We start from the raw sequence: 17,088 nt of genomic DNA on the forward strand, positions 1-17,088 counted from the left end.
CCCTAGGATGAGCCCATGTCACTCCCGCACGCGATCCTCACCGCCCTGCTCGAGAAGCCGTCGTCGGGGCTGGAGCTGACCCGCCGTTTCGACAAGTCGATCGGCTACTTCTGGTCGGCGACGCACCAGCAGATCTATCGCGAGCTGGGAAAGCTGGAGGCCGAGGGCTCCATCCGCGCGCTCCCGGCCGAGCAGCCGGCCCGTGGGCAGAAGAAGAGCTACGAGGTCCTCCCCGCGGGCCGCGCCGAGCTGGCCCGCTGGGCAGCCACCTCCCAGGACCCGAAGCCGCTGCGCGACGTGATGCTGCTGCGGCTGCGCGCGGCGGCCGTCGTGGGAACCGCCGGGATCGAGGCCGATCTGCGCCGCCATCTCGAGCTCCACCGGCGGCAGTTGGCCGAATACCGGGAGATCGAGAAGCGCGACTTCCCGCCCGGCAAGGACACTCCCCAGGACCGCCTGCATCACCTCGTGCTGCAGGCGGGCATCGACCTGGAGACCTTCTGGACACAGTGGCTGACGCGCGCGGTGGAGGAGTTCGCGGAACTGCCGGACGCGGACACCACCTGAAGGCGGCCGCGCCCAGGCCGGCGGACCATGCCGCAGACGCGGGGGAGCCGCCGCTTTCCCTCCGACCTGATCGCCGGACGCGTCAGAGCCGGTACGGCTTCGAGCGGCGCCGCAGGAACCACGCCGCGGCGATGACACCGGTCCCGGCCAGTGCCCCGCCCGCCACGAGCGTGAGGGTGCCGTAGTCCCTGGCGGCGCCGCCGACTCCGCCCATGACACCCCGGGACGGCGAGGCCGTGGCGGAGATCGTCGGGGTGGAGACGGGCGAGACGATGACGGACTGGGTGCCCGCGGTGCTGCCGTTCGAGCACACCACGACGACGGTGTACGTCCCGGGGCTCACGTTCGACCAGGCCGCGGACTGAAGGGAACTCGTGCCCGTCAACGCCGCCTGGCGACCCTGGGCGAAGTTCACCTGGCTGCTGTTGAGCAGCGAGGCGTTGCCCCAGCTGCCGTTGATCTGGGTGCACGCGCTGGTCGTGACCGAGACCGTGGACCCGTTGGTGTTCACGGAGATGCCCGGGGTCGCGGACGCATGCCCGGCCAGCAGGGTGAGCGGCAGCGCGGCGGCGGCTGCCGCGGTCAGGCCGGTGCGGAGGAGTGGCTGAGAGTTGCGCATGTGGACTGCCCTCCGGCGGCACGGTTGGCGGTACATCCCTTGCGCCGCCGAGGATCGGGGAACGCCCGTGCTGCCACGGGAAAAGCCAACGTGCCCCCGGTCCGGGCCGCATGCGGACGACGCCCGGGCAGGTGACGGATTCCCTCCTACGGGGGATTCCCGGCCTGCCGTGCCGGCTGTCCGCCGCGACGGAGGTCCGTCGTGAGGGACGTCAGCCAGGAGGTGGGTCGGCCGCCCGCCGCGCCCGTCGTCACCGTCCGCTCCGCCGAGAAGCCGCCCCAGGTGCCGTCGGGCAGCCTGGCGCGGATCCGTACCCGGTGCGTGACCCGGGCGTCCTCTCCCACGTAGAAGCTGTACGTGGGCCGGTCGGGCGGCGCGCTCCCGCCGTACACCAGCGAGGTGGCCGGACGGCCGTCGAGGTGAACCTGGTACTCCGTCACCACGCCGTCCGTCCGTGGCGGGGCCCAGGCGAGGTCGACGTAGTACGCCCCGTCGGCGCGGTGGGTCGTGGCGCGGAAGCCGGTGGGCGCGGTGCCCCGGCCGTCGTCGGCGCCCGGCGCGGTGGTGAGACGGACGGTGTCGCCGGCGGGCGAGACGTTGTCGGCCGCGTCCCGGGCCCGCACGCTGAACGAGTACCGGATGCCCGGCCGCAGCCCCGTGACGACGGCCGTGGTCTGGTTCCCGCCCACACTGTGGATCTTCGTCGAGCCCTGTTGGATGTCGTACGACACCACGCCCCGGTCGTCCGTCGACGCCGACCAGGACAGCTGCACGGCCCGGCTGCCGATCACCCTGCCCCGTGACCTGCCCGGACGCGTCGGTGCCGAATGGTCCGCTGCCGCGGCCGCGGCAGCGGAGGTGGTGGCCCGGACCTCCCGGCTGGGCGGCCCCAGCCGTCCGCCGGTGTCCCGCGCCCGCACGGTGAAGACGTATGCGGTGGACGGCCTGAGCCTGGTGACATCCACCATGTGCTGCCAACCTGGTACTTCCTTCACCCTCGTGGTGCCGCGATACACCTCGTAGACACTGATGCCGGCGGACGAGGACACCGCGTTCCACATCACGTGCACGCTGGTCGCGCTCCCCGCCGCCGCGGTGACGCCCACGGGCGCCGCGGGCAGCCTGCCGCCCTCGCCGTCGTCCGCCCCGCTCCTGCCACAGGACGCGACCAGGGCGAGTGCCGCGCAGAGCAGGACGAAGCGGCGCGGGGAGGAGCGGCGGAACAGCACGAAGGGACGCGGGAAAGCGGTACGGACAGCGGAAACGCGTCGCACGGCTCTGCCTCCCGGGGCGGCGCGGCGGCAATGGTACGGACCAATATGGCGCCGCCGGTGCGATCGCATCAAGAGGGCCGTCGTCTGCCGGTCGTGGGAAGAGTTACGTATGCTGAAGTCGCTCACGTCTGAACTCACCCTGAGGACTGGGTAGTTCAGCCGGTGGCGCGGGCCGCTGTCGTCGCTGATCCCGCGCCGGACGTGGGTGGCCGGGCGGCCGGAGCCGACACGGGCTCAGGCCCCCGGCCCCTGCCGGGATGTGCGCCGTCCGGCCCCCTGGTGGTGGCCGTGTGCCCGGAACGGGAACAGATGTGGCCGCGTGTTCGGCACATGTCCCCGAGGAGAGGGCCACCATCGTGCATGTCCCGTCACTGACGCTGGTCGCGGCAGGCGCCGTCCTGCTCGCCCCCACGGCAATGCCCGCCCCAAGGCCTCACGCCCACGAGGAGCTTGTGATGAGGCGTGAGGGCGACGTCCGCGCCGCGGACCTGCTTGCCAGGGTGCGTGACTGCACCCCCGTCTCCCGCGGCCGCTACCGCAGCGACGACGGCGCGCGCGCCCGCATCCCGGTGTGCGGCACCACACAGGCGGTCTTCTGGAAGGCCGACATGGACATCGACTGCGACGGACGGCCGGGCCCCCGCTGCAACCGCCGTACCGACCCGTACTTCTCCGGCTCCACGGCCTACCAGCAGTCCGACGGCCGCTATCTGAAGCCCGAACGCCTCCCGTACATCGTGGTGCCCGCCCCGAGCGGCATCTGGAACCACCGCGACCACGGTGTCCGCGGGGGCTCCCTCGCTGCCGTGGTACACGAGGACCGCGTGGTGTACGCGGTCGTCGGGGACGTCGGCCCGTACGACGTCATCGGTGAGGCGTCCTACGCCACCGCCAAGGCCCTCGGTATCCGCCCCGGCCCGCGCGGCGGCGGCACGGACTCCGGCGTCACGTACATCGTCTTCAAGGACACGCGGGTGACGCCCATCGAGGACCACGCGGCCGCTGTGAAGGCGGGGGAGCGGCTGGCGAGGCAGTTCGTGCGGAGCCGGTGAACCGCTTCCCTCCGCCCGGCCCTGAGGATGCGTCAGACGGCCGGCCGGCCGTCGTCGACGGGCAGGACCACACCGTTGATGTTGCTGGCGGCGTCCGAGGCGAGGCACACGATGGCGGCGGCCTGCTCCCGGGGCTGCGCCGGCCGGCCGATTCGGAGAGCTTCGTACGGCCGCTGTTCTCGGTGGGCATCGGGGCGATCGCCGCCTGCCTGAGGGACTGGCGTCCGGGGCAGCCTTTCGAGCAGCTCTTCGACGAGCGTTCACCGCCCGGCGGGGCTTCGGCGGCGGGCCGGCCCGCGCCACCGTCGGAGTACTGGTGCGCCTGACCCGCACCGAGCCGGGCCTGCGCGCGGTCTGGCGCCAGACGTACGAAGAGGCCGAGCCGGCGTTCGCCGCGCGCCTGCTGAGCGTGTCCGGCTGCCCCAGGACAGCCCTCATCAGGGCGATCAGGCGGCGATGTCCAACGCGGCGCTGCGCGCGGCGGTCGAGCACCACGGCTGGCGCACCACCGACGCGGCGACCGGCCCGGGAACGGCGGAGGCCGAGCTGACCGAGACCATCCGCTCGGCCCTCGCCGTCGCGGCGCAGGAGATCGCCTGAAGGGCACCCGGCCGGCTGGCGGCTTCACACCTTCCGGTAGGTGTACGCCTCCGCGGCCGCCGCCTCCACCGCCGCCAGGCCGGCTCCCGTCGACGCCGTGACGACCGCCGCCACCGCCCCCTCGACGAACGGGGCGTCCACCAGGTGGGTGCGGTCCGGGAGTTCGTCGCCCTCGGCGAGCAGTGCCTTCACCGTGAGGACGGCGCTGCCGAGGTCGGTGAGGACGGCGACGCCGGCCCCCCGGTCCACGGAGGCGGCCGCCGCGGCGATCAGCTCGGCGCTCGTACCGAGGCCGCCGCCCGCGGTGCCGCCCGCGGGAGCGACGGGCACCTCCGTGCCCCCGCCCGCCAGTCCCTTCGCCAGCTCGGCCACGGACGCGGCGACCTGCGCGCTGTGCGACACCAGCACGATCCCGACCAGCTTCTCGTCACTCACCGTCGGCCTCCGCGGCCTCGCAGAGTCCCGCGACGAGCAGCGCCGACGAGGTGGCACCCGGGTCCTGGTGCCCGATGCTGCGCTCCCCGAGGTAGCTGGCCCGGCCCTTGCGGGCCTGCAACGGTGTGGTCGCCAGGGCACCTTCCTCGGCCGCGGCCCGCGCCGCGGCGAAGCCCTCGCCGAGCGCGTCCACGGCCGGCACCAGTGCGTCGATCATCGTCTTGTCGCCCGGCGCCGCACCGCCGAGCGCCATGACGGCGTCCACCCCGGCCCGCAGGGCCTCGGCGAACTGCTCCGCGCTGACCTCGTCGGCCTCCCCGAGGGCCTTGCCGGTACGGCGCAGCAACGTCCCGTACAGCGGACCCGAGGCACCCCCGACCGTCGAGATGAGCTGCCGCCCGGCGAGCATGAGGACGGCTCCCGGCGTCTGCGGAGTCTCCTTCTCCAGCGCGGAGGTCACGGCGGTGAAGCCGCGATGGAGATTGGTGCCGTGGTCGGCGTCCCCGATGGGGGAGTCGAGGGCCGTGAGCCGTTCCGCCTCACGGTCGACCGACGCGGCCGTCGCCGTCATCCAACGGCGGAAGAAATCGGCGTCGAGCACTGGATCTCCTTGCCTGGTAGGTACGTGGTGATCGCCTTCTCCGCCGGATCACATACCCCACCGCAGCCCGGGCGTCCTGACCGGCGCGTCGTACAGCCGCAGCAGCTCCTCGTCGATCTGGCACAGCGTGACCGAGGCACCGGCCATGTCGAGCGACGTGACGTAGTTGCCGACGAGGGTGCGGGCGACGGCGACACCGCGCTCGGTGAGCACCCCCTGCACCTCCGCGTTGAAGCCGTACAGCTCCAGGAGCGGGGTCGCGCCCATGCCGTTGACCAGGACGAGTACGGGGTCGCGCGGGGGCATGTCCTCCAGGATCGCGTTGACCGCGAAGTCGGCGATCTCGCGCGAGGTCATCATCGCCCTGCGCTCCCGCCCCGGCTCACCGTGGATGCCGATGCCCAGCTCCAGTTCGCCGGGTGGCAGGTCGAAGGTGGGGCTGCCCTTGGCCGGGGTGGTGCACGCGCTGAGCGCGACACCGAAGCTGCGGGAGTTCTCGTTGACCTGCCGGGCGACCGCCTGCACCCGCTCCAGCGGCTGCCCCTCGTCGGCGGCGGCCCCGGCGATCTTCTCCACGAAGAGCGTCGCGCCCGTGCCGCGCCGCCCGGCCGTGTAGAGACTGTCGGTGACCGCGACGTCGTCGTTGACGAGCACCTTCGCGACCTGGATGCCCTCGTCCTCGGCGAGCTCGGCCGCCATGTCGAAGTTGAGCACGTCTCCGGTGTAGTTCTTCACGATGAAGAGCACCCCGGCCCCGCTGTCCACCGCGGCCGCCGCCCGTGCCATCTGGTCGGGCACCGGCGATGTGAACACCTCGCCGGGGCAGGCCGCCGAGAGCATCCCGGGACCCACGAATCCGCCGTGCAGCGGCTCGTGCCCCGAGCCACCGCCGGAGATCAGACCGACCTTTCCGGCAACGGGGGCGTCCCGTCGTACGATCACCCGGTTCTCGACGTCGACGGTCAGCTCGGGGTGAGCGGCCGCCAGGCCACGCAGTGCGTCCGCGACCACGGTCTCCGGGACGTTGATGAGCATCCTCATGGCTACCTCCGGCTGAGACAGGTGGGCCTCTTACCTGTGTTTTTGCAGGTCAGAGTGGTTTTGCTGGTTCTCGATCTTGGCGGTCCATGGTGGTCGGAAGCGGGTCGGCGGGTTTGCGGGCCCGCTCTCAGCAGTATCGGTGCTGAGGGGAGCGCAGGTCACGTGCACGGGTGCCAACGGGCGTGTGCACGGTCGGGCGAAGCGCTCGGCAAGGAGCTGGATCATGCGGCGCGTTGGCGAGGCAGCACCCCGCGGCCGGAACATGGTCGTACCGGCCCCGAACCGGGCGGGGCGTGCAGTCGGGCGGCTCCGTGAGAAAGGAAGTCCCGATGGTCGAGCAGGACGAACGTTTCGATGTCGTCGTACTGGGTGCGGGCCCGGGTGGGTACGTGGCCGCGATCCGCGCCGCCCAGCTGGGCAAACAGGTCGCCGTCGTGGAAGAGAAGTACTGGGGCGGCGTCTGCCTGAACGTGGGCTGCATCCCCAGCAAGGCGCTGCTGCGCAACGCCGAGCTGGCGCACATCATCACCCGCGAGGCGAAGACCTTCGGCATCAAGGTCGACGGGCAGGTCTCCTTCGACTACGGCGAGGCCTTCCGCCGCAGCCGCAAGGTAGCCGACGGGCGGGTCAAAGGCGTCCACTACCTGATGAAGAAGAACAAGATCACGGAGATCGACGGCCGGGGCACCTTCCTCGACCCGCACACCATCCAGGTGGCCGGTTACGAGGGCGACACCCGCACCATCGGCTTCGACCACTGCATCGTCGCCACCGGCGCCACACCCAAGCTGCTGCCCGGCACCCGCCGTACGTCGCGGGTGGTGACCTTCGAGGAACAGATCCTCGCCGAGGACCTGCCGCAGTCCATCGTGATCGCGGGCGCAGGCGCCATCGGCGTGGAGTTCGCCTACGTGCTGCACAACTACGGTGTGAAGGTCACGATCGTCGAGTTCCTGGACCGGATGGCCCCGCTGGAGGATGCCGAGGTCTCCGCCGAGCTGGCCAAGCAGTACCGCAGGCTGGGCATCGACGTGCTCACCTCCACCCGGGTCGACGCCGTCGACGAGACCGGCTCTCAAGTCCGCGTCACGGTCACCGGCAAGGACGGCTCCCAGCAGGTCCTGGAGGCCGACAAGGTGCTCCAGGCGATCGGCTTCGCCCCGAACGTCACCGGATACGGCCTGGAGACCACCGGCGTGACGGTCTCCGAGCGGGGCGCGATCGACATCGACGGCCGCTGCCGCACCTCCGTCCCGCACATCTACGCCATCGGCGACGTCACCGCCAAGCTCATGCTCGCGCACGCCGCCGAGGCGATGGGCGTGATCGCCGCCGAGACGATCGCGGACGCGGAGACCATGGAGCTCGACTACGTGATGATCCCGCGGGCCACCTACTGCCAGCCGCAGATCGCCAGCTTCGGCTACACGGAGGCGCAGGCCCGCGAGAACGGCTTCGACGTGAAGGTGACGAAGTTCCCGTTCACCGCGAACGGCAAGTCGCACGGCCTGGGCGACACGACCGGCTTCGTGAAGCTGATCAGCGATACGAAGTACGGCGAGCTGGTCGGCGGGCACCTGATCGGCCCGGACGTCACCGAACTGCTGCCGGAGCTGACGCTGGCCCAGCAGTGGGACCTGACCGTCCATGAGGTGGCACGCAACGTCCACGCCCACCCGACCCTGGGCGAGGCGGTCAAGGAGGCGGTGCACGGCCTGGCCGGCCACATGATCAACATGTAGTGCCTCCGGCGACTGGCGGGCCCCCGGCGGTCGACCAGCGCCTTCGGCATGGGCGTGTCCCGGCCCCGGGCCCCTCGCGTGCGTGAGGGCCGGGAAGCGAAGGCTGGGTCGGTCAGGCGGTGGTTTCGGCGCGTCCGGCTGGGATCGTGAGGCGTGAGGCGTGAGGCGTGAGGCGTGAGGCGTGAGGCGTGAGGCGTGAGGCGTGAGGCGTGAGACGTGAGGGGGGAGACGTGAGACGTGAGACGTGAGACGTCAGGCGTCAGGCGTCAGGTGGAGGTTGAGGGCTTCTCGTCGAAGCTGGCGAAGTAGGCGGCGGCCATGTCCTCGTCGGCGTGACCCTGGGCGGCGGCGCGCTCCAGCCGCGCCACGCTCGCGGCCGCCACGTCCAGACGGACGCCGTTGCGTTCGCCCGCCTCGACGATGAGACGGGCGTCCTTGGCGGCGGTGGTGATCGCGAACTGGGCAGGGGAGAGCTGGTCGTTGAGGACGAGTCCGGCCTTGGCGCGCAGGTAGCCCATGTCGAGCGGCCCGTCCGCGATGAGGTCGAAGAAACTCTGCGGGTCCACGCCGAGGGCCTTCGCCAGGGCGAGGACCTCGCCGGCCGCGCTGGTGGCGGCGATCACCCAGCTGTTGGTCACCAGCTTCAGCCGGGTGGCGCTGCCCGACGATCCGTCCTCTCCCATCCACATGGTCCGGGCGCCGACGGCGTCGAAGACCGGCGTCACCTTCTCCCGGCCGAAGACCGGACCGGCGGCGAGCACGGTGAGCTGTCCGGCCTCGGCCGGCCGGCGGGTGCCGAGCACGGGGGCGTCGTAGAACACCAGACCGTGCTCACCGGCGAAGGCGGCCAGGTCGCCGTTGGCGTCGATGCCCACGGTGGTCGACTGCACCCAGGCGGTACCGGGGCGCAGGGCGGGCGCCGCCTCGCGCAGGACGTCGAGGGCGACGGCGCCGTCGTACAGCATCGTCAGGACGACATCGGCGTCCTGGACCGCCTCGGCGGGGGTGCCGGCGATGAGGGCGCCGTCGGCGGCGAGCAGTTCGGCCTTGGCGCGGGTGCGGTTCCAGGCGCGGACGGTGTGCCCGGCGCGGACGAGGTTGCGGGCCATCGCGGCCCCCATGATCCCCGTGCCCAGGACACCCACGGTGAGCTTGTCGGTCATGACGTCGGCTTCCCTGTGTGGCTGTGCGTGTGCGGTGACGCGGCCGTAACCGACGATGCCACCGCGCGGGTGCCCCCGCAGAGGCGGGGTGCACCGGGCGCGGCGGCACCCGCGTCAGGATGCGACCCCGGCCGCCGGGCGGGCTCGCCGCCAGCCGGGCGGTCGGCGCGTCGAGCGGCTCGGGCCCGCCGCCGTCCGGGAAGGAGATGTCGGCGGCCGTTGCCGGCGCCCCCACCATCCGCGGGACGAGGCCGGCGCAGAAACTGCCGACCTCGTCAGGCCTTCAGGGGCCGTCGAGTACGACTCCCCGGGCAGCACATCTGGAGATGGGTCGCCCCAAGGACGAGGCGGCGCCGACCCGGACGTGGCCGCACCCCGTGACGCGGCGCGCCGCGGGACCTCGCGACCGCACCCCGTGATGCTGCGCGCCTCGGGACCTCGCGACCGTACCCTGACGACATGCGGCGCCCCCTGCGTGCGGTCAGCCCCTCGGCTCGCCCCGCTGGTCGGGGTACCGTGCGGCGGCGGTCCGAAGGGCTGCGGCGAGGTCGCCGGTGACACAGGGGAGCCCGCGCTGCGGCATCCACGTGTTCAGCGGCCGCCCGGTCCGCCGCTGCCGAACGAGCCACTGCTGCCCTCGGTCCAGCGGGACCGCCCCTGCGACGGGCTCGTCCGGGTCCCGGTGTTTCCGTGCCCGGGCAGCTGGTGCGGCGTGAGGCGGTGATCGCTCCTGGGAACCTCGTCGGGCTCCCGGTTCTCCCGGACCTCACGGACCGGGCCGCCCTCCGGCAGCCGCGGCTGCTCCTCGGGGCTCGGCGGCGGCGGTTCGCGCCGCCTGACGCGGGCGCCCATCCAGAAGGCGCCGATCAGCAGTGCCACTACCACCACACCCACCACGACCAGCCCGACGCCGAGTGCACCCCGGCTCGCGGCAGTGTCCACCGAGGCCGTGTCGATCGATGCCATGTCCATCCATGCGGTACTCATGGCGCGCGGGTACCCGTGGTCCTCTCCATGAACCGGCCGAACCGGCAGGCTTGCCGCGGACCCCGAACCCCGCACGACACGGGGTTTGACGACTTCGGCGGCGGCTACCCGCGGAGTGTGGCATCCACGACATCCCAGCAGGAGCTCTTCCGCTTCCTGGAGGACCGATTCGCGTGCGCGCAAGCGTGTACCGAGTGCGCGCGGGCGTGCGCGCTTCGCGCGAGCCTCGTGGACCCGGACGCTACCGAGCGGCAGGAACTCGTACGACGCAAGGGCATCATGTGCGCGGAGGTGTGTGACGCGACCTGCCGGGTGCTGTCCGAGGAGAACCGCCAGGACGAAGCCGGCATCCGGGTCCAGCTGGAGTGGTGCCGGACGGTGTGCCTGGAGTGCGCGCACGTCTTCGACGGGCAGCCGGGCGCGGAGGACAGCGCGAAGGCGTGCCGGGAGTGCGCCCAGGCGTGCACGGACTTCATCGCCACGCTCTGCTGAGTGCTGAGTGCTGAGTGACGGCCGCGCAGAGCCGAGTGCTTCCTCGGCATTCCTATTTCTGGAACACGTTCTACGGTGTGCGCCGTCAGGACCGGCCTTGGGAGCCTGGAGGCGCCGTGCATCTCGACCACACGCCCGAGCAGCAACGCCTGCGCACCCAACTGCGCGCCTACTTCGCCGACCTGGTGCCGGACCACTCCTCGACCCGGTACTCCGCCCGCTACGCGGACCCCGCCGCCCAGAAGCGCTTCTACCGCGAGACGATCCGACGGCTCGGCGCCGACGGCTGGCTGGGTGTCGGCTGGCTGAAGGAGTACGGCGGGCGCGGCCTGACGGCGATGGAGCAGTTCGTCTTCTTCGACGAGGCCGCGCAGGCGGGCGTCCCGCTACCGCTGATGGCGCTCAACACCGTGGGCCCGACGATCATGCAGTTCGGCACGGACGAGCAGAAGGCGTACTTCCTGCCGAAGATCCTCTCCGGTGAGATCGACTTCGCGATCGGCTACAGCGAGCCGGACGCGGGCACCGACCTGGCTTCCCTGAAGACGCGCGCGGTGCGGGAGGGCGACGAGTACGTCGTCAACGGCCAGAAGATCTGGACGACCAACGGCGACACCGCCGAGTGGGTGTGGCTCGCCGTCCGTACCGACCCGGACGCCCCGCCGCACAAGGGCATCACCATGCTCCTCGTGCCGACCACCGACCCCGGCTACTCCTGCACCGTCATCAACACCCTCGCCTCGCACGACACCACGGCCGGCTACTACGAGAACATCCGCGTTCCCGTCACCCGCCGGGTCGGCGAGGAGAACCAGGGCTGGCGGCTGATCACCAACCAGCTCAACCACGAACGCGCCATCCTCGCCGCGCACGGCACCATGGCGATCCGTGCCCTGCACGACGTCCAGCGCTGGGCGAGGGAGACCAAACTCGCCGACGGGCGCCGGGTCGTCGACCTCCCCTGGGTGCGGCGCCTGCTCGCCCGCACCCACACCAGGCTCGACGCGCTGAAGCTCCTCAACTGGCAGATGGTGAGCGCCGTCCAGGACGGCACCCTCACCCCGCAGGACGCCTCCGCCGTCAAGGTGTACGGCTCCGAGGCGCGCCGGGACGCGTACGCGTGGCTCATGGAGGTCGTCGGGGCCGCCGGTGCCCTGAAGGAGGGCTCTGCGGGCGCGGTGCTGCACGGCGAGCTGGAACGCGGCTACCGCTCGGCGGTGCTCTTCACCTTCGGCGGCGGCAACAACGAGATCCAGCGGGAGATCATCTCCTGGATCGGTCTGGGGATGGCGCGGGTACGGCGATAAGCCTGCTTGTGACTGGGCTCTTCAGTGGGCACTTGGGCTTGATAGCTGGCACTGGGTGCAGCGTGCGAAATGATGATCGCTGGGCACTCCTGTTGTGGCCGCGGTTTCGAAGGGGTGATGACTCCCCCAGAGGGTGGCCGCCCGCCGAGCACCTCTCCGAACTCGCCGAAGAGGTCGACGGACCAGTTCGCCGACTATCACGTCTTCTACGCCGCCGTCCCCGACCACCACTCGGGTTTTCCGCCTCCTCGCCTGCCGCGGGTGAGCAGCACGCCGGTCACCAGGTCAGGGCGGATGCGGATGACTCGATCATTGCAGCTGCTTCCGGATACGTCCTGGGACATCACCTCGCCGGCGGCACTGGCCCGTCTGCTGGCGTTCGACTGGACGTACGGTCGGCTGCAACCTCAAGCACGAGAGCGCGGCCCTGAGCTCGCCTCCGCTGCGATGTCCGTGCCGGGAAAGAAGAGCGGACCGACGATGCAGCTGCCGGTGCTGACCCCAGCCTGCGACCCAGTGCACCGTCTGCCACTCATCGCTGCGGCGACGCCCAACCACTCCAGGAGTGAGCTGCCGTCCCTGGCCTCCGTCACGTACGAGTCAGCTCGGCAGCGATCCCGGACGCCCAGTGGTCGATGGCGTCCCAATCGCGGAAGTCACCGAACCGCCCGCCCACCAGGCGAAACAGGATCCGCCCCGAGCGGGGCAGCTGGGACCGCCCAACGACACCGGAGAAGAGCCGGTGATCCCGGTACGAGACGTCACCAGGCAGGCTCTCGGTGATTGCCGGGGCTTCCTTGGGCGCCAGGCGCTTCCACGGTCCGCGCAGTGCATCCGGCATCCCGACGCTGAAGATCCACACGGGTCGGGGACCCAGCACGTCGAGGTTGGCGCGCAGGAAGTCTTTGGCCGGAGCCAGCCACGTCTGCCCGTGCACAGCGCTGCCGAGGACGAACGCGCGGTACGCGTCGGCGTCGTCCACCGTCTCGACAGCCCTCGCCTCCGTCTTCAGCCCCGCCTCCCTCAGCTTGGCGGCCAGTCGCTCGGCGATCTCGCGCGTCGAACCGTGCGCGGTCGCGTATCCCACCAGGACGTCCATGACGTCACCTCACATTCCTTCTCCGCCATGCCACTCCGCTGCTGGCGAGAGGCGCGCCGAACCGTCGACATTCCGCTGCCTCCGGCACACGGCCGGTGTTACGGGGTTGCGGAGTCTAGAGCTGGTGCAGTTCGCTCGCGAGATCCCGCGCCACCCTCGTCGCCCAGGCGGCGATCTGCTCGAAGTCGCGGAAGTCGCCGCCCTTCCCGGAGTTGACGATCATCCGGGCAATGCGGCCCTTGACGTCTCCCTCCAGGCGCCCGCCGAAGGTGATGTGACCGCGAGCATCGACACGGTCCGCGACTCGCCGCACGCCGGGCGCCGGCGGGATGTCCCGCTCTGACGCGGAGGGGTCCAGAGGTCCGCTGCTGAACAGCCACACCGGACGCTCCGCCAGGGCCCTGCGATGACGCCGGGCGAAGCGGCGGGCGTCGCTCTGCCAGCGGCCCGCGTACAGTCCGCCGCCGAGTACGACAGCCTCGTACGGCGCGACATCCGGGACGCAAGCGGCGGAACGCACGTCCACCGTCAGCCCCTCCTTGGTCAGGACTTCACCGACGCGCTCGGCGATCTCGGCCGTCGAGCCGTTGGTCGATCCGTAGGCGACCAGCACGGTCTCCGTCATGATCGGTACAGCTCCTCACAGCCCGCGCAGCCAGTCGTCGGCAACCCCGTGCGGAGCCTCCTCCTCAGGCCGCAGACGGGAATCGTCGAACTGATGGGTGAGTTTGTCGACGACCGCGACCACGCCGTCCATCTCACGGCACATGTGCACTGCTGAGGTGACCTCGCTGCGCCGCTCCAGCTGACCGGTCAGGGTCACCACGCCCTCGTGGACGTCCACGTCGACGGCCTGAGGCGCCAGCCACATGGCCCGCACCAGCACCTCGTCCACTATGGCGGTGCGGATCTCGGCGTCGGGGCGCAGGAAGACCTGCAGGAGGTCGCGGCGGGTGACGATGCCGACGAGCCGCTCCTCCTCGTCCACGACGGGCAGCCGTTCCACCCGGTGACGTGCCATGACGCGGGCCGCCTCGACGATGGTCGCGTCGCTGTGGATGGTGACGGCCGGACGGGACATCAACTGTCCGGCCGTCCTGGCGTGCGCCCTGGCGCGGCGGGTGCGGGCGCTCGGGGTCAAACGTCGCCACCTGAAGCGGCGTTCCCGCTCAAACGGGTCGGGTGTCTCGGCTTGGCGGACCATCAGATCGGTCTCGGAGATCACTCCGATGACCCTCTCGTCGTCATCCACCACAGGCAGTCCGCTGATCCCGTGCTCGGCGAGCAGCCGGGCGACTTCCTTGAACGGCGTGTCGTATTCGGCGCTGACGACGTCGCTCGTCATCAGCACACCGACCTTGCTGTGTTTCATCGTCCTCCGCCTTCCTCAGGAGCACACGGGTCTGTGCCGGCTCAGCGGAGCCTGCGCAGATAGGGGTCGTGGGCTCGGCGCGGCAGCAGCCGGATCCGGGCGTCGAGCGCGGTGACGAGGCCGGGCCGGGCGAGCACTGGGTTGAGGTCGACATCTGCGAGCTGCGGCAGGTCGCCTGCCATCCGGGACAGGCGCAGCAGCAGCTGCTCCAGCCCTTCCAGGTCCACCGGGCGGTTGCCGTCGCCCCCGAAGAGCAGCGGCGCGCAGCGCGGCGCGGTGATCAGGTCGTGTACGTCGAGATCGGTGAGCGGGGCAAGCCGTGCGGCGTGGTCGGCGAGCACCTCGGTGGCCGTGCCGCCCAGTCCGAACAGGACCAGGGGCCCGAACACCTCGTCCTGTACCACGCCCGCGAACAGTTCGATGCCGCGAGGCGCCAGCGGCTGCACCACCGCACCGGTCATCAGGTGGCCGAACCGGACGTCGAAGTCCCGGAAGGCGGCGCGCACCTGGGCGTCGCCGCGCAGGTCGAGGTGGACGGCGTGCTCGGCCGTCTTGTGGAGCAGCCCCGGCCAGTACGCCTTGAGGACGACCAGCCCGTCAGGCCCCCTGAGACGCTCGGCGGCCCGCACCGCCTCGTCCTCGGACTGCGCCCAGGACCACGGCGACTGCCGGATGCCGTAGCAGTCGAGGAGCTCCGCACAGGTGCGCGGATCGAGCCAGCCGCCCTCGGGGTTGCGTTCCAGGTAGCGGGTGGCGACCGCGTGGGCGCGCTCGGTGTCGACGCCCTCGAGGTCGGGAACTGTGCCGAGCGGCCGGGCCAGCCAACGGGCGCGCTCGACGGCGTGGGCGAGGGCACGGGCGGCGGCCTGCGGATCGGCGTAGGCGGGCACACGGCCCGCGTCCGCCGGCAGCAGTTGCACGGGCCTCTCCTGGTCGAGGAGGACCGCTGCGACCGTGCGGGCACGACGCCCGGGAGCCTGGGTGAGGGACCGGATCAGGATGTCGCCGGTCGCCGCGGCCACCGCGGTCGGTACCAGTGCGACCAGCACGGCGTCGACGCTGTCGTGGGCGGCGAGCCGGTCCACGCAGGCGCGCAGCTGTTCCTCGGAGACGGCGGCAGTGGCATCGACAGGGTTGCCGACGGCGGCGCCTTCGGGAAGTACGGCGAGCAGGTCGTCGACCAGACCGGGAGTCGGCGCGGGCAGGCTCAACCCGGCCTCCGCGCATGCGTCGGCCACGAGTACGCCGGCTCCGCCGGCGTTGGTCACCACGGCGACCCGGCTGCCCGTGGGCAGCGGCTGGGAGTGCAGCAGGGCCGCGGTCTCCAGGAGTTCGGGGATGGTGCGGGCGGCGGTGATCCCGGCCTGGGTGAAAAGAGCCCGCCGGGTCATGGTCGTGCTGGCGGCGGCCGCGGTGTGCGAGGCGGCGGCGCGCCGGCCCGCCTCGGTGCGACCGGCGTCGACGGTCAGTATCGGCATGCGCCGGGTGACGCGGCGCGCCGTACGGGAGAAGGCGCGCGGGTTGCCGAAGGACTCCAGGTGCAGCAGCGCCAGCTCGGTGCGCCCGTCGGACTCCCACCACTGCAGCAGGTCGTTGCCGCTGACGTCGTACTTGTCGCCGAGCGAGACGAAACTGGACACGCCTATGCCGAGCCGTTCCAGGCCACCGAGCAGGGCGATGCCTACACCGCCGGACTGCACGGCGACACCGGCGGTACCGGGTTCGGGGTGGGCGGCGGCGAAGGTGGCGTCGAGGCGCACGGTCTCCTCGGTGTTCGCCTCGCCCAGGCAGTTGGGCCCGACCAGCCGCATGTCGTGGTCACGGCAGGCCGCCAGGAGAGCCCTGGCCTGCTCGGCGTCGAACCCGGAGGAGATCACCAGCAGCGCCCTCACCCCCAGTTCTCCGCACTCCTCGGTGACCTGTGCGACGCCGGCGGCGGGCACGGCGATCACCGCGAGGTCGGGTACCACGGGCAGCGCGCGGAGGGACGGGTAGGCGTGCACCCCCAGGATCGAGGAGGCTGTCGGGTTGACCGCGAACAGCCGCCCCGTGAACCTTCCGCCGGTCAGGTTGTGCAGCACCGCCCGGCCCACCGAGCCGGGCCGGCGGCCCGCCCCGACGACCACTACGGACTTCGGTCGCAGCAGCGGCGTCAGACTCGCCACGTCGGCGGCCTGCCCGCGGGCGTCGACGGACGTCTTGTAATACTCGGTTTCGTCGAGCGGAATCGTGCAGTGGATCTCCGGCCCCTCGAAGTGGCGCGACGTCCGCAGGCCGAGATCGGCGAAGACCTTGAGCATCTCGTGGTTGTCAGCGAGCGCGTCGGCGGTGAAGGCCTTGATGCCGTGGGTGCGGGCGGCGGAGACCAGATGTTCCAGCAGCAGAGTGCCCACCCCCCGGTGGTGCCAGCCGTCGTCGACCGCGAGGGCGACCTCGGCGGTATCGGCGCTCCCTGCGGATGTCTCGTACTCCGCGATACCGATGATCCGGCCGCCGTGCTCGGCGAGGAGCGCCCGGTAGCCCGAGTCAGCGGGCTTGGCGAGCCGGGCGGCAGCTTGCTCGGCGGAGTTCCGGCTGACGGCGAAGAACCGGAGACGCAGGTTCGCCTCCGACATCTCTGCATAGAGCCGGAGTACGGCATCGTGGTCGTCCGGACCCGCCGGCCGTACGCACACGGTCGTGCCGTCGGTGAGAAGGGCGTGCACCTGCTCGCCGGAAGCTGCGTTGGCGATCATCG

The 17,088-nt window shown here is 71.5% G+C and carries 17 protein-coding genes and 1 pseudogene; 6 read left to right on the top strand and 12 right to left on the bottom strand.

Annotated features, from left to right (window positions below; genetic code table 11):
• The first annotated feature begins 15 nt into the window (after positions 1-15).
• A complete protein-coding gene (locus ACZ562_RS25925; protein ID WP_471183509.1) occupies positions 16-567 on the top strand; it encodes a PadR family transcriptional regulator in 552 nt (183 codons plus the stop codon).
• Positions 568-649: 82 nt separating this feature from the next.
• Here ACZ562_RS25925 and ACZ562_RS25930 read toward each other — a convergent pair whose 3' ends face one another.
• Positions 650-1,186: a hypothetical protein gene (locus ACZ562_RS25930; protein ID WP_471183512.1), complete on the bottom strand. Its 537-nt coding sequence runs from the start codon at positions 1,184-1,186 to the stop codon at positions 650-652.
• 146 nt (positions 1,187-1,332) lie between these two features.
• Positions 1,333-2,415 (bottom strand): fibronectin type III domain-containing protein, encoded by a 1,083-nt coding sequence (locus ACZ562_RS25935; protein WP_471183901.1) that lies wholly within the window; start codon positions 2,413-2,415, stop codon positions 1,333-1,335.
• 401 nt (positions 2,416-2,816) lie between these two features.
• Between ACZ562_RS25935 and ACZ562_RS25940 the strand changes: the two genes are divergently transcribed.
• On the top strand, positions 2,817-3,512 hold the full coding sequence (locus tag ACZ562_RS25940) for a glycoside hydrolase family 75 protein (protein ID WP_471183514.1): 696 nt from the start codon (positions 2,817-2,819) through the stop codon (positions 3,510-3,512).
• 32 nt (positions 3,513-3,544) lie between these two features.
• On the opposite strand, the pseudogene ACZ562_RS25945 reads toward ACZ562_RS25940, so the two are convergent.
• Positions 3,545-3,664 (bottom strand): annotated as a pseudogene (locus tag ACZ562_RS25945) (SDR family oxidoreductase); the annotation flags it as partial.
• Positions 3,665-3,968: 304 nt separating this feature from the next.
• Between ACZ562_RS25945 and ACZ562_RS25950 the strand changes: the two are divergent.
• Positions 3,969-4,112, top strand: coding sequence for a hypothetical protein (locus tag ACZ562_RS25950; RefSeq protein WP_471183516.1), 144 nt, complete (start codon positions 3,969-3,971; stop codon positions 4,110-4,112).
• 24 nt (positions 4,113-4,136) lie between these two features.
• Here ACZ562_RS25950 and ACZ562_RS25955 read toward each other — a convergent pair whose 3' ends face one another.
• Genes ACZ562_RS25955 through dhaK form a run of 3 tightly spaced genes read right to left on the bottom strand, consistent with a single transcriptional unit; the run spans position 4,137 to position 6,189 of the window.
• Positions 4,137-4,547 (bottom strand): PTS-dependent dihydroxyacetone kinase phosphotransferase subunit DhaM, encoded by a 411-nt coding sequence (locus ACZ562_RS25955; protein ID WP_471183518.1) that lies wholly within the window; start codon positions 4,545-4,547, stop codon positions 4,137-4,139.
• Positions 4,540-5,148, bottom strand: a complete 609-nt coding sequence (gene dhaL / locus ACZ562_RS25960; RefSeq protein WP_471183521.1) for a dihydroxyacetone kinase subunit DhaL — start codon at positions 5,146-5,148, stop codon at positions 4,540-4,542. The genes ACZ562_RS25955 and dhaL overlap by 8 nt, the downstream gene beginning before the upstream one ends.
• Positions 5,149-5,196: 48 nt before the next feature.
• On the bottom strand, positions 5,197-6,189 hold the full coding sequence (dhaK, locus tag ACZ562_RS25965) for a dihydroxyacetone kinase subunit DhaK (RefSeq protein ID WP_471183523.1): 993 nt from the start codon (positions 6,187-6,189) through the stop codon (positions 5,197-5,199).
• A gap of 329 nt (positions 6,190-6,518) precedes the next feature.
• On the opposite strand from dhaK, the gene lpdA reads away from it, so the two are divergent.
• Positions 6,519-7,931 carry a dihydrolipoyl dehydrogenase gene (lpdA, locus tag ACZ562_RS25970; RefSeq protein ID WP_471183525.1) on the top strand — a complete coding sequence of 471 codons (1,413 nt, stop codon included), beginning with the start codon at positions 6,519-6,521 and terminating at the stop codon, positions 7,929-7,931.
• A 266-nt stretch (positions 7,932-8,197) separates the two neighbouring features.
• On the opposite strand, the gene ACZ562_RS25975 is transcribed toward lpdA, so the two are convergent.
• Positions 8,198-9,094 (bottom strand): NAD(P)-dependent oxidoreductase, encoded by an 897-nt coding sequence (locus tag ACZ562_RS25975; RefSeq protein WP_471183528.1) that lies wholly within the window; start codon positions 9,092-9,094, stop codon positions 8,198-8,200.
• Between the two features lie 591 nt (positions 9,095-9,685).
• A complete protein-coding gene (locus ACZ562_RS25980) occupies positions 9,686-10,081 on the bottom strand; it encodes a DUF6479 family protein (protein WP_471183530.1) in 396 nt (131 codons plus the stop codon).
• A 117-nt stretch (positions 10,082-10,198) separates the two neighbouring features.
• Here ACZ562_RS25980 and ACZ562_RS25985 point away from each other — a divergent pair, with 117 nt between their 5' ends.
• Positions 10,199-10,573, top strand: coding sequence for a four-helix bundle copper-binding protein (locus tag ACZ562_RS25985; RefSeq protein ID WP_471183532.1), 375 nt, complete (start codon positions 10,199-10,201; stop codon positions 10,571-10,573).
• Between the two features lie 116 nt (positions 10,574-10,689).
• The gene (locus ACZ562_RS25990; RefSeq protein ID WP_471183535.1) at positions 10,690-11,880 is read left to right on the top strand and encodes an acyl-CoA dehydrogenase family protein; all 1,191 of its coding nucleotides are present in this window, start codon (positions 10,690-10,692) and stop codon (positions 11,878-11,880) included.
• A gap of 589 nt (positions 11,881-12,469) precedes the next feature.
• Here the strand turns inward: ACZ562_RS25990 and ACZ562_RS25995 are convergent.
• The 4 genes from ACZ562_RS25995 to ACZ562_RS26010 all read right to left on the bottom strand — a co-directional run bounded on the left by ACZ562_RS25995 (position 12,470) and on the right by ACZ562_RS26010 (position 17,086).
• Entirely contained in the window at positions 12,470-12,979 is a 510-nt protein-coding gene (locus ACZ562_RS25995; protein WP_471183536.1) for a flavodoxin domain-containing protein, read from the bottom strand.
• Between the two features lie 115 nt (positions 12,980-13,094).
• A complete protein-coding gene (locus ACZ562_RS26000; RefSeq protein ID WP_471183539.1) occupies positions 13,095-13,604 on the bottom strand; it encodes a flavodoxin domain-containing protein in 510 nt (169 codons plus the stop codon).
• A 15-nt stretch (positions 13,605-13,619) separates the two neighbouring features.
• Entirely contained in the window at positions 13,620-14,351 is a 732-nt protein-coding gene (locus ACZ562_RS26005) for a CBS domain-containing protein (protein WP_471183541.1), read from the bottom strand.
• Between the two features lie 41 nt (positions 14,352-14,392).
• Positions 14,393-17,086 (bottom strand): bifunctional acetate--CoA ligase family protein/GNAT family N-acetyltransferase, encoded by a 2,694-nt coding sequence (locus tag ACZ562_RS26010; protein ID WP_471183543.1) that lies wholly within the window; start codon positions 17,084-17,086, stop codon positions 14,393-14,395.
• Positions 17,087-17,088: the final 2 nt, after the last annotated feature.

Source organism: Streptomyces sp. NPDC040410 (assembly GCF_055595715.1).